Origin of the sequence: Streptomyces hilarionis (genome assembly GCF_024539675.1) — a bacterium.
GTDB lineage: Bacteria > Actinomycetota > Actinomycetes > Streptomycetales > Streptomycetaceae > Streptomyces > Streptomyces hilarionis.
Genome location: NZ_JAHHIT010000113.1, coordinates 1 through 14,695 on the forward strand (window position 1 = coordinate 1; position 14,695 = coordinate 14,695).

The 14,695-nt window shown below is 73.4% G+C and carries 15 protein-coding genes; 5 read left to right on the plus strand and 10 right to left on the minus strand.

The features are described from left to right. The first annotated feature begins 44 nt into the window (after positions 1 to 44). Complete coding sequence (locus KMS84_RS25860; RefSeq protein ID WP_256918852.1) at positions 45 to 536, plus strand: phosphatase domain-containing protein; 492 nt, start codon at positions 45 to 47, stop codon at positions 534 to 536. A gap of 78 nt (positions 537 to 614) precedes the next feature. Here the strand turns inward: KMS84_RS25860 and KMS84_RS25865 are convergent, their stop codons facing one another. After that, entirely contained in the window at positions 615 to 830 is a 216-nt protein-coding gene (locus tag KMS84_RS25865) for a dodecin (protein ID WP_069768851.1), read from the minus strand. Between the two features lie 241 nt (positions 831 to 1,071). Between KMS84_RS25865 and KMS84_RS25870 the strand changes: the two genes are divergently transcribed. After that, positions 1,072 to 2,331 (plus strand): extracellular solute-binding protein, encoded by a 1,260-nt coding sequence (locus KMS84_RS25870; RefSeq protein WP_256918853.1) that lies wholly within the window; start codon positions 1,072 to 1,074, stop codon positions 2,329 to 2,331. Between the two features lie 153 nt (positions 2,332 to 2,484). Here the strand turns inward: KMS84_RS25870 and egtD are convergent, their stop codons facing one another. The 7 genes from egtD to KMS84_RS25905 all read right to left on the minus strand — a co-directional run bounded on the left by egtD (position 2,485) and on the right by KMS84_RS25905 (position 9,847). Beyond that, entirely contained in the window at positions 2,485 to 3,447 is a 963-nt protein-coding gene (egtD, locus tag KMS84_RS25875; RefSeq protein ID WP_256918854.1) for an L-histidine N(alpha)-methyltransferase, read from the minus strand. Next, the gene (gene egtC / locus KMS84_RS25880; protein ID WP_256918855.1) at positions 3,444 to 4,235 is read right to left on the minus strand and encodes an ergothioneine biosynthesis protein EgtC; all 792 of its coding nucleotides are present in this window, start codon (positions 4,233 to 4,235) and stop codon (positions 3,444 to 3,446) included. The genes egtD and egtC overlap by 4 nt, the downstream gene beginning before the upstream one ends. Then, entirely contained in the window at positions 4,235 to 5,587 is a 1,353-nt protein-coding gene (gene egtB / locus KMS84_RS25885; protein ID WP_256918856.1) for an ergothioneine biosynthesis protein EgtB, read from the minus strand. The genes egtC and egtB overlap by 1 nt, the downstream gene beginning before the upstream one ends. After that, positions 5,584 to 6,885: an ergothioneine biosynthesis glutamate--cysteine ligase EgtA gene (gene egtA / locus KMS84_RS25890; protein ID WP_256918857.1), complete on the minus strand. Its 1,302-nt coding sequence runs from the start codon at positions 6,883 to 6,885 to the stop codon at positions 5,584 to 5,586. Before egtA ends, egtB begins: the two co-directional genes overlap by 4 nt. 580 nt (positions 6,886 to 7,465) lie before the next feature. After that, a complete protein-coding gene (locus tag KMS84_RS25895) occupies positions 7,466 to 7,912 on the minus strand; it encodes a type II toxin-antitoxin system PemK/MazF family toxin (RefSeq protein ID WP_256918858.1) in 447 nt (148 codons plus the stop codon). 79 nt (positions 7,913 to 7,991) lie between these two features. Then, on the minus strand, positions 7,992 to 9,473 hold the full coding sequence (locus KMS84_RS25900; RefSeq protein WP_256918859.1) for an SPFH domain-containing protein: 1,482 nt from the start codon (positions 9,471 to 9,473) through the stop codon (positions 7,992 to 7,994). Between the two features lie 155 nt (positions 9,474 to 9,628). Then, a complete protein-coding gene (locus KMS84_RS25905; protein ID WP_190149244.1) occupies positions 9,629 to 9,847 on the minus strand; it encodes an NfeD C-terminal domain-containing protein in 219 nt (72 codons plus the stop codon). A gap of 185 nt (positions 9,848 to 10,032) precedes the next feature. On the opposite strand from KMS84_RS25905, the gene KMS84_RS25910 reads away from it, so the two are divergent. After that, complete coding sequence (locus KMS84_RS25910; RefSeq protein WP_256918860.1) at positions 10,033 to 11,421, plus strand: AbfB domain-containing protein; 1,389 nt, start codon at positions 10,033 to 10,035, stop codon at positions 11,419 to 11,421. Between the two features lie 39 nt (positions 11,422 to 11,460). Here KMS84_RS25910 and KMS84_RS25915 read toward each other — a convergent pair whose 3' ends face one another. Next, on the minus strand, positions 11,461 to 12,618 hold the full coding sequence (locus KMS84_RS25915; RefSeq protein WP_256918861.1) for a PP2C family protein-serine/threonine phosphatase: 1,158 nt from the start codon (positions 12,616 to 12,618) through the stop codon (positions 11,461 to 11,463). A gap of 174 nt (positions 12,619 to 12,792) precedes the next feature. Between KMS84_RS25915 and KMS84_RS25920 the strand changes: the two genes are divergently transcribed. Together KMS84_RS25920 and KMS84_RS25925 are read left to right on the plus strand one after the other, a co-directional pair. Then, positions 12,793 to 13,257 carry a hypothetical protein gene (locus KMS84_RS25920; protein WP_256918862.1) on the plus strand — a complete coding sequence of 155 codons (465 nt, stop codon included), beginning with the start codon at positions 12,793 to 12,795 and terminating at the stop codon, positions 13,255 to 13,257. Positions 13,258 to 13,339: 82 nt separating this feature from the next. Then, the gene (locus KMS84_RS25925; RefSeq protein ID WP_256918863.1) at positions 13,340 to 14,014 is read left to right on the plus strand and encodes a formylglycine-generating enzyme family protein; all 675 of its coding nucleotides are present in this window, start codon (positions 13,340 to 13,342) and stop codon (positions 14,012 to 14,014) included. Positions 14,015 to 14,119: 105 nt separating this feature from the next. Here the strand turns inward: KMS84_RS25925 and KMS84_RS25930 are convergent, their stop codons facing one another. Then, the gene (locus tag KMS84_RS25930; RefSeq protein ID WP_256918864.1) at positions 14,120 to 14,575 is read right to left on the minus strand and encodes a MarR family winged helix-turn-helix transcriptional regulator; all 456 of its coding nucleotides are present in this window, start codon (positions 14,573 to 14,575) and stop codon (positions 14,120 to 14,122) included. Positions 14,576 to 14,695: the final 120 nt, after the last annotated feature.

Below are 14,695 nucleotides of genomic sequence, written 5' to 3' on the forward strand. Positions count from 1 at the left end.
GGCCGAGGGCGGGGCGGGCGGGGCCGGCTGCATAGGGTGGTGCCGTGACCGACAGCAGCAGACGGCCTCTCGCCGTGTTCGATCTGGACAACACCCTGGCCGACACGGCCCACCGGCAGCGGTTCCTGGAGAGCAGGCCGCGCGACTGGGACGCGTTCTTCGCGGCCGCGCCGCAGGACCCGCCGATCCCCGAGGGCGTCGCGCTGGCGACGGCGAGCGCCGAGGAGTGCGAGGTCGTCTACCTCACCGGCCGGCCCGAGCGCTGCCGGCGGGACACCCTGGACTGGCTCGCCGCCCAGGGGCTGCCGGAGGGGCGCCTGCACATGCGGCGCAACGACGACCGCAGGCCCGCGCGCCGCACGAAGCTGGAGACGCTGCGCCGGCTCGCCCGCGACCGGGACGTGCGGGTCCTGGTGGACGACGACGAGTTGGTGTGCGACGACGCCGAACGCGCCGGGTTCACCGTCGTCAGGGCCCGCTGGACCGCGCCGTCGGGCACGCTGCGGCAGGCCCAGGAGGGCGAGGGCCGCACCTGAGGCCCGGCCGGGCCGGTCCCCGCGTCCGGCGTCCCTGCGGTCTGCCCTGCCGGCCGCCGCGCGCGGGCGAGGCCTCGGTCAGTCCGACTCGTCGAGGCGGAAGCCGACCTTCAGGCCCACCTGCCAGTGCGCGATGTCGCCGTTCTCGATCTGGCCGCGCACCTGGGTGACCTCGAACCAGTCCAGGTTGCGCAAGGTCCGCGAGGCGCGGGCGAGGCCGTTGCGGACGGCCGCGTCGACGCCGTCCGGCGAGGTGCCGACGATCTCCGTGACCCGGTAGGTGTGATTCGACATCAAGGTGCTCCTCTCGACCGTGACGACGCCACGTCGACGTCGTCACGTGTGTCACGCGTCACTCCACCGTGCCCCAAGGTGCGGCGCGGCGCGAGACGTCGGCAGGGCGGAGTCGATCCTCCCGGCGCCCCCTTGACCCCTCGCATTGGTCCATACCAAAATCCTGGACACCCGCACGAGCACCTTGCTCGTCCCCCATGCCGGGCCCCTCGCCCTGTCCGCCAGACAGAACAGGACCCCCGTGAGCCGTCGCCTCCTCGCCCTTGTGTGCGTGTCCGTCTCCCTTCTGACCGCGTGTGGGGCGCTGCCCGGGACCGGCGGCCCCGAGCGGAGCACGGTCACCGTGTGGCTGATGAAGGACAGCGCGTCGCCGGAATTCGTGGAGCGGTTCACCGAGGACTTCGAGCACGACCACCCCGACCTCCACCTCGACGTCCGCATCCAGGAATGGACCGGCGTCGGCGACAAGGTGCAGGCCGCGCTGAAGGCGGACGACGGCAGGGGGCCGGACGTCATCGAGGTCGGCAACACCCAGGTCCCGCAGTACGTCGAGGGGGGCGGGCTGCTCGACCTGACCCTGGAGTCCGCGACGCGGTGGGGGCGCGCCGACTGGCTGCCCGGCCTCGCCGAGCCGGGTCGCGAGCGCTTCCACCAGTACGGCATCCCCTGGTACGCGGCCAACCGGGTGGTGATCTACCGCAAGGACCTCTTCGAACGGGCCGGCGTCACCGTCCCGCCGCGCACCCGTGCCGAGTGGCTCGCCGACACCGAGAAGCTGAACGCCGACGGCCACCAGGGCATCTACCTGGCCGGGCAGGACTGGTACACCCTGGCGGGGTTCGTCTGGGACGAGGGCGGCGACCTCGCCACGGAGGCCGGCGGCCGCTGGGAGGGCGCCCTCGACACGCCGGCCGCCCTGAGGGGGATGGACTTCTACCGGCGGCTCCAGGCGCTCGGCGGGGGTCCCGTGGGGGCCGACGAGGAACATCCGCCCCAGGCAGGGGTGTTCGCCGGGGGAAAGGTGGCGCAGATCGTGGCCGTTCCCGGACTCGCCCGCACCGTGCTGGAACGCAACCCCGCCCTGCGCGACCGGTTGGGCTTCTTCCCCGTGCCGGGCAGGACCGCGGGGCGGCCCGGCGCCGTCTTCACGGGCGGCTCCGACCTCGTCGTCCCCCGCAACACCGACGTGCGGGACGGCGCCGTGGCGGTGGTCTCCGCGCTGACCGGCGCGCGGTGGGACACGGACCTGGCCCGCACCATGAAGTACGTGCCGAACAAGGCGAAGCTGGCGAAGGCCGTCGCGGGCGAGGAGGGGGTCACGGCCATGGCGGCGGGGGCGGCGCGGGGCCGCGCCACCCCCAGCACGCCCGAGTGGGCCGCCGTCGAGGCGGACAACCCGATCAAGGGCTACATGACGAAGGTCCTCACCGGCTCCGACCCGGCGACCGAGGCCCGCCGCGCCTCGCAGCGCATCACCGAGGCGCTGACGGTCACCTACTGACCTCCGCGGTCCGGCGCCCGGCGCCCGCCGGACGGTCGCCTGCCGCCGCAGCACGGCGCCCGCCCGCCGACGTGCGACGACGGGGCCCGCTCGAGCACGGCACGACGGCGGCGCCCGCCCGGCGCCGGCCCGGCGGGCGCCGCCGTCGCACGGTCAGCGCACGGTGGACGACGACAACGCGAACCGTCCCGCCCGGTCGGTCCACCAGTGCGTCAACTCCAGTCCCGCGGAGGACAGTTCGGCGCGCACCCCCTCCTCCCGGAACTTCGCCGACACCTCGGTGCGCAGCTCCTCGCCGGCCGCGAAGTCGACGGCGAGATCGAGCGCGGGCACCTTCACCGTCTGCGCGACGCGCGAGCGCAGCCGCATCTCGATCCATTCGTCGTGCGGATTCCACAGCGCGACGTGCTCGAAGGCGCCGGGATCGAAGTCGGCGCCCAGCTCCCGGTTGACCACCGCCAGGACGTTCTTGTTGAACGCGGCGGTCACCCCGGCCGCGTCGTCGTACGCGGGCACCAGGACCCGCTCGTCCTTGACGAGGTCGGTGCCGAGCAGCAGCGTGTCGCCCGGCGCGAGCATCGTCCGGACCGAGGCCAGGAACGCCGCCCGCTCGGCCGGCAGCAGATTGCCGATCGTGCCCCCGAGGAAGGCGAGCAGCCGGGGTCCCGGGGTGTCGGGCAGCGTCAGGCCCGCCGTGAAGTCGGCGATCAGCGCGTGCACGCGCAGTCCGGGCCGTTCGGCGATCAGCGCCTCGCCCGCCTGGCGGAGCGCGCTCTCGCTGACGTCGACGGGCACATAGGTGTCCAGCCCGGTCATCGCGTCGATGAGATGGCGGGTCTTCTCCGAGGAGCCCGAGCCGAGTTCGACGAGCGTGCGGGCGCGGGCCGCGGCGGCGATCTCGCCGGAGCGGTCCACGAGGATCTCGCGCTCGGCGCGTGTCGGGTAGTACTCGGGGAGTTCGGTGATCCGCTCGAACAGGTCGCTGCCGTGCGCGTCGTAGAACCACTTGGGCGGCAGCGTCTTGGGGGTGGCGGTCAGGCCGCGCAGGACGTCGTCGCGCAGGGCGGCGTCCGTGGCGTCCACGGGGAGGGTGCGGGTGATCTGGAACGTGCTCACGTGCCGGTCTCCTCGAGTGGTGCGGATGCCGCGTCCGGGCTCTGGTCCTTGAGCGGGGTGAGCAGGACGTCGGCGCGGCTCGCCACGAGCAGGGTGCGGTCCGGGACCTCCTGCCAGCGCGGATCGTCGTCGTAGGGTTCGGAGGCCACGACCGTGCTCAGGCCGGGCTCCGCCAGGTACCACAGGGTGTCGCCCCAGGCGGTCGCGGCGATGGCGGAGCCGTCGGTGAGCAGCAGGTTCAGCCGGGATCCGGGGGCCGCCTCGGCGACCTCCAGGACGGTGTCCGCCAGCGCCTGGCCCGCGGTGTCCCCGGCGCGCAGCCGGGCCAGCACCAGGGCCCACACGAACGCCGAGTCGTTGCGGGCCTCCATCGACAGCAGTGCCGAGGCGGGCAGCGTCCCGGCGAGCGGCTCCAGCGAGCGCGGCCAGCCGGCCACGGCCCCGTTGTGGCTGAACAGCCGGCCGTCGGCCGCGTACGGCGCCGCGGCGGCCTCGGCGTCGGCGCCGGCCAGGGTGGCGTCGCGCACGGCGGCCAGCAGCGCCCGGCTGCGCACCACCCGCGCCAGGTCGGCGAAGGACAGGTCCGCCCAGATGGGCCCGGCCCTGCGGTAGCGCGCCGGAGCCGGGTCGCCGTCGGCGTACCAGCCCACCCCGAAGCCGTCGGCGTTGACCGTTCCGTACCGCTGCCGCCGGGGCGCCCACGACTGGCGGTACAGGGCGTGCGCGGGCTCGACGAGCAGTCGTCCCAGCGGTTGCTCGGGCCCCAGATAGGCCAGGTGGCGGCACATCAGACGTCCTCCGAGCGGGCCGTGCGGAACCCGGAGAAGATCTGTCGCCGGATCGGGTAGTCCCAGTTGCGGAAGGTGCCCCGGCAGGCCACCGGGTCGACCGCGAACGAGCCGCCGCGCAGCACCTTGTACTCGGGCCCGAAGAACACCTCCGAGTACTCCTTGTAGGGGAACGCCCGGAACCCGGGGTAGGGCAGGAAGTCGCTGGACGTCCATTCCCAGACGTCCCCGATCAGCTGCCGCACGCCGAGCGGCGACTCGCCGGCCGGGTAGCTGCCCGCGGGGGCCGGCCGCAGGTGCCGCTGCCCCAGGTTGGCGTGCTCGGGCCCTGGGTCGGCGTCACCCCACGGATAGCGCGTCGAACCGCCGGTCGCGGGGTCGAAGCGGGCCGCCTTCTCCCACTCGGCCTCGGTGGGCAGCCGCCGTCCGGCCCAGCGGGCATAGGCGTCGGCCTCGTACCAGCACACGTGCAGCACCGGCTCCTCGGGCGGCACGACCTCGGTGGTCCCGAAGCGGCGGCGCAGCCACTGCCCCCCGTCGCGCCTCCAGAACAGCGGGGCGTGGATGCCGTGTTCGCGGATGTGCGCCCAGCCCTCCCTCGTCCACCAGCGTTCCTGCTCGTAGCCGCCGTCCTCGATGAACGCCCGGTAGGCGCCGTTGGTCACCGGGGCGGTGTCGATCCGGAAGGGCGCGACCTCGCGCCGGTGGGCGGGCCGTTCGTTGTCCAGCGCCCAGGGCTCGTCGGAGGCGCCCATGGTGAACGGGCCGCCCGGCACGAGGACTTCGGCCGGACCGGTGGACAGCGGCGCCGGGTCCGGGTCCGGCGCGGTCAGCGCCGGCGGGCCGGTGCGGAGCTGATGGGTGATCAGCATGATCTCGTCGTGCTGCTGTTCGTGCTGGGCGATCATCCCGAAGGCGAAGCCGGCCTCCGTCAGACGGGTGCCGTGGAAGTCGGCCGACTCCAGCAGGTCCAGTACGCGGCCGCGTACCTCGGCCGCGTACCGGCGGGCCTCGGCGGGCGGCAGCAGCGGCAGCGTGGGCCGCTCCGCGCGCGAGTGCTCGAAGGCGTCGTAGAGGCCGTCGATCTCGGGGCGCATCGCCTCCCGGCCGGCCACCGCGCGCAGCAGCCACAGTTCCTCCTGGTTGCCGATGTGGGCGAGGTCCCACACGAGTGGCGACATCAACGGGGAGTGCTGGGCGGTGAGGTCGGGCTCCTCGACGCAGCTCGTCAGCAGCGTGGTGCGTTCGCGGGCGGTGGTGAGCGAGGCGAGCACCCGGCTGCGGAGGGTCTCCGCGTCCGGAGCGGGCTCGGCGCCCGGCGCGGCCTCGGTGTCCAGGGCGGGCTCGGTCATGAGCTGAGGTCCTTCCCGTTCGCTCGGGTGTCGATGCCGCGCAGGCGGTCGAGCTGGTCGTCCGCCGGGGTACGGCCCCGGCGGACGTAGCGGTCGAGGTAGTCCGCCACGGCGGCCACGATCGCGTCGTCGGCGCCCAGGCGCGGCAGCGCCCGCAGCGCGGTGGCGAAGCAGGCGACGGCCGTCTCGTGCAGCTCGGGGTCGGCCAGCCCGTGGCGGGCGGCGTCGGTCCACAGCGGATTGTGCGGGGCGGGCAGCGGCCGGGCCCGCTCGGCGAGCGGTTTCACCGCCCGGTAGGCGACCTCGGCGGCCTCCGGGTCCTCGAAGAGCGCCGTCGTGACCGCGAGCGGCACGATCCAGCCGTCCTCGCCGGGCTGGGCGTCGATCATGCGCAGTTCCAGGTGGCCACGGGGTCTGACCGGTGGGAACAGGGTGCTGATGTGGTAGTCGAGGTCCTCCCTGGTCGGGGTTCCCGTACGGGTCCACTCCCGGAACGTGAGCCGTTCGGGCACGTCCCAGGGACCGCCGTCGCGCCGTACGCACATCACGGGGGAGTCCAGCACGTGCCGGGCCCAGGAGGCGCGTGGATCGCCGTCCAGGACGGGGCCGCCCGCGCGTCCGGCGCCGATCTCCATCCACAGGAGCTGGCGGGTGGAGCGCCAGCCGGTGGGCGCGCCGCCGAGCAGCGGGGAGTTGGCGAAAGCCGCCACCAGCACGGCGCCGAGCGTGTGCGACAGCCACCAGCGCCGCCCGAGTCCCAGGGGGCCGGGCTCCTCGTACCCGGCGTCCAGGCAGACCTGTACGGAGGCCGAGGCGCACATCATCGCGCGGCCGGCCGGACCGGTGCGGTCGAGGCAGGCCTCCATGGCGTCGTAGCGGGGTTCGTGGAGGAAGCGGCGCGGTGGGCGCCAGGGGTCCGTGCCGCTCCCGCAGAGAGCGAGTCCGTGCTCGGCCAGGACCGCGCGGACGGCGGCGAGGTCGGCGGAGACGGTGCGCACGCACTCCGTCAGGGAGGCGGCCGGCAGCGAGCTCAGTTCCAGCTGGCCGCCTGGTTCGACGGTGAGCGGAGAGCTCAGCGGCACGGCGCGCAGGGCGGCGTACGCGGCTCTGAGCCGTTCGGGTGTGACGGGGAGCCGTGACGAGCGCAGCTCGTGGACGAGCCATTCCAGTTCCACCCCGACGGCGCGGGGCGGGCCGGTCTTGAAGCAGATGCCCCTGACCAGCGCCTCCACCTCGGCTTCGGTGAGGGCGGTGCGGGGTTCCGCTTCGTCGGTACAGTCGCTGACCGAGTCGGACATGTCGGGATCCTCCTGAGATTCCACCATGCCATCGGTGCGGCCCCGGTGCGGGCCGGACCGGTAGGGCTCGTTCCACCCAAGACCCTCGATCCGTTCCGCACAAGGGTGCAGAACAGGACTTTCCGGACCGTGGATCTGCGGTCGGGGATCGCTTCCTCGTCGATTCCGGGTCGGTTCACTGCCGGTTTCCCGACCGCTCACGGCCGGTTCCGACCGGCTTCCCGGAGGTCGCCGTCGTATGCGTCAAGAGTCCCCGGCACCGGAAAATCCTGTTGCACACGGTGTCCAGGATCGCTCACGATGCGTGCACGAGCACGACGGGGGAGGCGTGCAGGGCGTGAGCGGTCGCGCGCGAGACCGGGAAGGGCACGCAGGGGGGTGCGGGCGCACGACCGCGCCGAGCGGGGGTGCGGCACGGGCCTGCGACCGGCCCGGGTGCGCGGCTCGCCCCTTCCGTGGGCGGAGGGCGGACTTCCTGCTCCCTCATCGGCCTGGGCCCGCCGCGACGGCCTTTCGGCTCGCGGGCCGGCGGCCGTCCCGCGGGCGCGGGACGCTCCCGGGCGGTCCGGCCGACGGGCCCTCAGGTCCAGCCGTAGCGCTCGTGCAGTCGTCGGCGTACCAGGTCGAAGCGCATCCGGTCGAGGGCGCAGGCCTCCCGGCGCATGCCGTCCTCGTGCAGACGCAGGACGCGGTCGACGTCCACCCAGGAGTCCCGCCCGGTCCGGTCCCACGGCCCGCTGCCGATGGCGACCCACTCGCGGTCGCCGTCGTGGCGCTTGCTGGAGAGCTGCACGGCGAGGAAGGTCCCGCCCGCCTCGCGGGCGACGACGAGCACCGGACGGTCCTTGCCCCGGCCGTCGTTCTCCTCGAACGGCACCCAGGTCCACACGATCTCGCCGGGGTCCGGGTCGCCGTCGTGCGCGGGGGAGTACTCGGTGCGCACCCGGCCGACCTCGCGCGGGTCGGCCTCGACGGTGGCGGTGGGGCCGGAGCGGCCCGGAACGTCTGCATCGGTAAACGCGGTCACGGGGGCACCCTAAAGGCTGTCCCCGTGACCGGTTCCACCGGCGTTGCCCCACGCGGCCGTCGCCCGCGGGGCCGCCCCGTCACCTCTCCTCGACCGGCACCTTCTGCGACGGCGGGTTCGCGATCCCGTTGAGGGGCGAAGTCGCCTTCGGCTCCTGTCCGTTCTGGTTCATCGAGGCGAGCAGCTGACGGGCCAGGCCGAGCCCCGTCCCGCCCATCGTGAGCGCCTTGGCGAACACGTCCGCCATGCCGTCGGCGCCGTTGAGCAGCACCATGTTGTCGACGTTGCCGAACGCGGACGCGCCCGCCTTCACGATCTCCGGCCAGTTCTCGGCGAGTTGCTGGGCGACGACCGCCTCCTGGTTCTCGGCGAGCGCGGCGGCGCGGGCCTTGATGGCCTCCGCCTCCGCGAGGCCCTGTGCCCTGGCCGCCTCGGCCGCCGCCAGACCCCTGGCCTGTGCGGAGGCCGCCTCGGCCTCACCGGTGGCCCGGGTGGCGGCCGCGGAGGCCTCGCCCCGGTTGCGGGTCGCCTCGGCCTCGGCGCCGGCGGCCTGCTTGACGCGGGTGGCCTCGGCGGCCGCCGCGAGCTCGGTCTCCCTCGCCTTGGCCTGGGCCGCAGAGATCCGGGCGTCGCGCTCGGCCTCGGCCAGCGTGCGCTTCTCGTAGGCCTTGGCGTCCGCGGGCTTGCGCACGTCCGCCTGGAGCTGCTGTTCGCGACGGTGGGCCTCCAGCTCGGCCACCCGTGTCTCCTGGACGACGACCTCCTGCCGGGCGGCGGCGTCGGCGAGGGGTCCGGCCTGGCGGGCCTTGGCGCCCGCCTTGTCCCGCTCGGCCTGGTAGCCGGTCTGGAGGATCTCGCTGTCCCGGGTGGCCTCCGCCATGCGGGCGAACGAGGCCTGCTCCGCCTCCGTGGCGAGACGGTTCGCCTCCGCCTGTGCGATGCGCGCGTCCCGCTGGACGGCCGCCGCGTGCGGCATCGCCATGTTCTTGATGTAGCCGGTGGGGTCCTCGATCTCGTGGATCTGCAGGGAGTCCACGATGAGGCCCAGCTTCTCCATCTCCGTGCCACAGGCCGCACGGGTCTGCCCGGTGAGCTTCTCCCGGTCGCGGATCATGTCCTCCACCGTCAACCCGCCGACGATGGACCGGAGATGACCGGCGAAGACGTTGTGCACCCGCTCCGACATCAGCTTCTGCTGGTCGAGGAAGCGGCGGGCCGCGTTGGCGATCGACACGAAGTCGTCGCCGACCTTGAAGATGACCACGCCGCGCACCTTGAGCGGGATGCCCTGGTGCGTCACGCAGTCCACATGCAGTTCGGTCTCGTTCAGATCGAGCGACAGCTTGCGCACCACCTGCACCCCGGGCATCACCATGGTCCCGCGCCCGGTGACGATGCGGAACCCCATGCCCGCCTCGAGGCCCTCGGTGCGGTGGTTGGAGCCGGAGATGACGAGTGCCTCATTGGGCTCCGCGACCCGCCACATCATCTTGAACAGACCGATCAGCGCGAGGACGGCGACAACCGCCACCCCCGCAACGACGCCGACAACCATCGGCATACGCCCCCTTGTGATGGTGCCCTTTCGGCACCGAACGAAGGGAGTGTGCGCCTGCGCGGCCGCACGGTGAAGACGCGGGCCGATCCTTGTTGCAATCTTGACGCTTGTGTTTCGCAAGGCGCACGAAAGTCGCTCTCACCTGGGCCGGGACGGGCTCAACTGTCGTACGCGCGCGTGACGTAGACCGTTCGGGGAGGGAGGTGCTCGACCACCATCACCACCGTGCCGCACTCGATGCGGCCCGTGCCGTCCGCCGCGTGGGCCAGGAAGTGCTCGGCCCCGCCGCGCACCCGCACGATCACCTCGCCGACGAGTCCCGGCCCGATCGTCCCGGTGACCCGCCCCATGAGCCCGACCATCGACGCGTCGTCCATGGTCACAGGGTACGGCCGGAATCCGCCCGTCCGGCACGGGTGCGCGGCCGCCGCCACAGGCGTCCCACAGGCATCCCCCGTTCCTGCGCGAAGGATTGACGGACCCCGGGGCCGCCCTTACTTTCTGATCGACTTCCCGAACTCTGTTCGGGATTTCGGACCTTGAGCCGTAGGAGAGCCGCACCATGACGACACGCCCCCGCACCCCGTCCCGTCGTTCCCTGCTGCGCGCGATGGCGGCCCTGCCCGCCGCCGCACTCGTGCTCGGCGAGGCGCCCGGCCTGCTCGGCACCGCCCTCGCCGCCGCGCCCGCCGCCGGATCGGCCACCCGGTACACCATCGTCCCGTTCCTCAACAGCAACGACGGCACGGTGAACGTCTACCAGTCCGACGACGCGACCGACTTCCGGCTGCTGCGGTCCTCCGCCTACACCCCGCCCGCCAACCGCATCCGGGACGCGAGCGTCTTCAAGCACTCCGACGGCTACTACTACCTCACCTACACCACCCACACCTGGCAGGACGTCAGCACCACCATCGGCTTCGCCCGCAGCCCGGACCGGGCCAACTGGACGTTCCTGTACGACTACACGGTCCCGATCGCCGACCTGTCCCGAGCCTGGGCCCCGGAGTGGTTCGTCGACGGCGACGGCAGCGTCAACGTCATCGTGTCCTGCTCGGTCACCAGCAATGAGTGGATCTTCACCCCGTATCTGCTGAAGGCCGCCAACTCCGCTCTCACCGCCTGGACCTCGCCGGTCGCGCTGTCCGGCATCGGACCGAACCACATCGACACCTGCATCGTGAAGGTCGGCTCGACCTACCACGCGTTCACCAAGAACGAGACGGCCAAGTACATCGAGTACGGCACCGCGTCGAACCTGGCGGGCCCCTACACGATCACCAGGACCGGCGACTGGGCCGGCTGGGGCAGCTACCGCGAGGGCCCGTCCGTGATCCAGCTCGACAACGGCGCCTGGCGGATCTTCTTCGACGGCTACGGCGACGGCAACTACTACTACAGCGACAGCTACGACGCCTTCGCCACCTGGAGCGCGCCCAAGGCGCTGCCCGGCATCTCCGGCACCGCGCGCCACTTCACCGTCGTCAAGGAGACCGTGACCGGCGGCCCGGCCCTCACGAGGAACGCCACGCGCTCGCTGCGCTCCGCCAACTACACCACCCGCTACTGGCAGGAACAGTCCGCCCTGCTCAACCTGCCCGTGGTGACGAGCTCCAGCACCGCTGCCGAGAAGCAGGCGGCCACCTTCACCGTCGTGGCGGGCCTCGCCGACGCGAACGCCTACTCCTTCCGCGACGCGGCCGGCAACTACCTGCGCCACTACGCCTTCCGCGGCCGCTTCGACGCCCACGACGGCACGTCCACCTTCGCCCGGGACGCCACCTTCGTCGCCCGGACCGGGTCGACGAGCGGCTCCGTCCGCTTCGAGTCGTACAACTACCCCGGCTCCTACCTGCGCCACTACGACTACCAGCTGCGCGTCGAGGCGTCCGACGGCACGGACCTGTTCCGTCAGGACAGCTCGTTCGTCCCGGTGACCGCCTGGGCCTGACCGGGCGCCCGCCCGGACCGACCGTGCGCCGGCCCCGCGTCAGGAGCGCGGCGACCGGCGCACGGTCAGCACGGCGACGTCGTCGTGGCGGCGGCCGTCGCGCGTGAACGCCCGGGAGTCGTCGTGCAGTGCCTGCGGCAGCTCGGTCGGCAGGAGGTCCGCGTACTTCGTCAGGCGGTCGTCGACCGGATAGAAGGCGCCGTCGGCGGCGCGGGTCTCGGTGAGGCCGTCGGTGGTCAGCACCAGCGTCGAACCCGCCGGGAAGGCGAACCACTGCACGGTCGTCGGCTCGACGGCCAGTTCGGCGAGCCCGAGCGGGACGCCGGTGTCCAGGACCGGCGTGCTGACGACGCCGTCGTGCACCAACCGGGGCGGCACATGACCGCAGTTGACGACCTGGGCCTCCGCGTGCGCGTCCACGCCGACGACGAGAGCGGTGACGAACCGCTCGTCGTCGCCGGTCTGCTCGGCGTACGAGTTGTGCCGGACGACCGCCGCGTCCAGCGCGTCGACGAGCGCGGTGAGCGTCGGTTCGCGGTGGGCCGCCTCCCGGAAGGCGCCGATGACGGCGAACGCCGCGCCCACCGCGGCCAGCCCCTTGCCCTGCACGTCGCCGATCAGCACCCGGGTGCCCCAGGGGGACGCGACGACGTCGTAGATGTCGCCGCCGACCAGCCGGTCCTCCTGCACGGGTTCGTAGACGCCGTTGACCAGGACGTCGTCGGTGAGCAGCGGCAGCGGGTGGAGGATGTGCCGCTGCATGGCGGCGGCGGTGGAGCGCAGCCGCAGCATCTCGTGCTCGCGGCCGATGCGCCGGTGGCAGGCGTAGACGGAGGCGGCCCCCAGCGCCAGGGTGAGCAGCACCAGCAGCGCCCGGTCGAGCCAGCGGTCCCCGTCGACGGCGCGCACCACCACCGTGAAGGTCACGAACAGGGTGGTCCAGGCGGCGACGAACTTCGTCTGCTGGACGGTGCACAGGGCCGACGCCGTGCCGGGCAGGAACACCAGGAGCCCGAGGAGCCACACCTCGGAGCCGGACAGCACACCGAGGACCTCCACCAGGACCGTCACCGACAGCACGCCGACGAACGTCTCGACGTTTCCCGGAGGCTCGATCGCGTCCAGGGCGTCCAGGGCGTCCAGGGCGTCGAGGGCGTCCACGGCGGCGGCGGGCCTCTTGCGACGGATACCGGTCATGGGGGCTCCCGGGCAGGCGGTGATCCTCTCTAACCTTAGACAGGCCGCGGGCCCGGCGGCCCGCCGCGGCCGCGTGGGCGGTGAACGGCCGCCGCGTCGCCGCCGTACCTTCTGCCGAACGCCCGTCCACCGGCGCGGGCGCGAGCGCGCCGGGACCCGAACACGGAGTGGCACGTGTTTCAGCAGCCCACGGCCCGCCTGGTGCGCGGCGCCGCACTGGCCGGCAGTCTGGCCCTGTTCCCCCTCACCGCCGCGTGCGGCGGCGGGGACGACACCGACGGCAAGGGCGCGTCCAAGCCGCCCACCGTGACGGCGGCCCCCGAGGCCGGGGTCGTGGCGCCGGCCAAGGTCGAGGTGATCGCCGGGCTGACCGGCTGCACGGCCCGGATCCGCATCGAGGCGGACGAACTGCGGCAGGGCGTCTGCCACACGGCGGAGTCCGACTACCTGATCACCACCTTCCCCGAGGAGCGGCACAAGGAGTCGTGGCTGGAGGCCGCCTCCGTCTACGGGGGCCAGTACCTGGTGGGCTCGCGCTGGGTGGTCGGCGGGCAGCCGGAGGCGCTGGCCCGCTTCCGGCCCCGGCTCGGCGGAACCATCCGGCAACTCGTCGGAACGGGCCCGACCGCCGCCCCGTAGGCGGCGCAGGCGTCCTGCCGGGACGGCGCACGCGGGACCCCGGCGGGCCGCCGCCGGCCGCCGGCGATGAGATCATCCGGTCATGGACACGGGGGAGCAGGGCCTCACGATGATCGACGTGCCGCCGGGCACGGTCACCCTCTCGGACCGGCGGACGCGGCGCCGCTGGGCGGTCGACGTGGCGGCCTGCCGGCTGGCCGCGCACCCGGTCACCCGCGAGCAGTACGCGCGCGTCGCCGGCCTGCCCGGGCCCGCCGCCGGTACGGGCCGCCTGCCCGTCGAGAGCGTGTCCTGGTGGGACGCGGTCCGCTTCTGCAACGCCCTGTCCGAGCAGGACGGCCTCACCCCCGCCTACCGGCCGAGGGCCGACGGCGAGTCCGTGGACCGGGACGCGTCGGCCGACGGGTACCGGCTGCCCACCGAGGCCGAGTGGGAGCACGCCTGCCGCGCGGGCACCTCGGGGCCCCGCTACGGGCCGCTCGACGACATCGCCTGGCACCGCGGGAACTCCGGTGAGCGCGTCCACGAGGTGGGAGGCCGGCTCCCCAACGCGTGGGGTCTGCACGACATGCTCGGCAACGTGTGGGAGTGGTGCTGGGACGTCTACGACGCGGAGGTCTACGGTGCCTACCGGGTGCTGCGCGGCGGTGGCTGGTTCGACGAGCACTGGAGCTGCCGGGCCTCGGTGCGCCGCCGCAGCCATCCCACGTTCCGGGTGGACGACGTCGGGTTCCGCGTCGCGCGCACGGTGCGCTGACGGGCGTCCCGCCTCCGTCCGGGGCCCGCGACCCCCGCCCGGACCCGGAGCGGCGGGCCGGGAGCCGGGCCCGGGGGAGGGCCGCGAGAGGCCCCGGGGGAGGGCCTAGGGGCGTGGCCAGGGGCGGCCGCCGATGGCCTCGATGCCGTTGTTGAACCGCCGCAGGTAGGCCGCGAACGCGGCGACGTCCTCGTCCGGCCAGTCGGCCATGACCTGGCCCAGGGCGTCCACGATCCCCTCGCGCTCCTCGTCCAGCAGGCGCGTGCCCTCGTCGGTGAGCCGGAACTTGCGGGCCATGCCGCCCTCGGGGTCGGGGATCCGCTCGATGAGACCGGCCCGCATCGCCGCCGCGGTCTGCCGGTTCAGCGTGGAGGCGTCCAGGCCGAAGGCGTCGCTGAGCTCTCCGATCGACATGGGCCCCTGGACCCGGATCCGGCTCAGCATGATGTACGCGCTGCGCTCCATGAGGCTGTTCTTGCGGCGGCCGCCGCGCTGGTTCAGGAACGAGTGGCGGCTGAGCAGCATCTGCTCGTACTCGACCTCGTGCGTCGGCGACTCCATGGGCCCGGCCTCCGGTTTCCGTGCGGCCGGACCATCCTGGCACATCGTGTGCATGCCCCATGCGATGTGGTGGATACACACGACATGTACGATGCACATCCTCTCGTGTTCCGCCCCGTC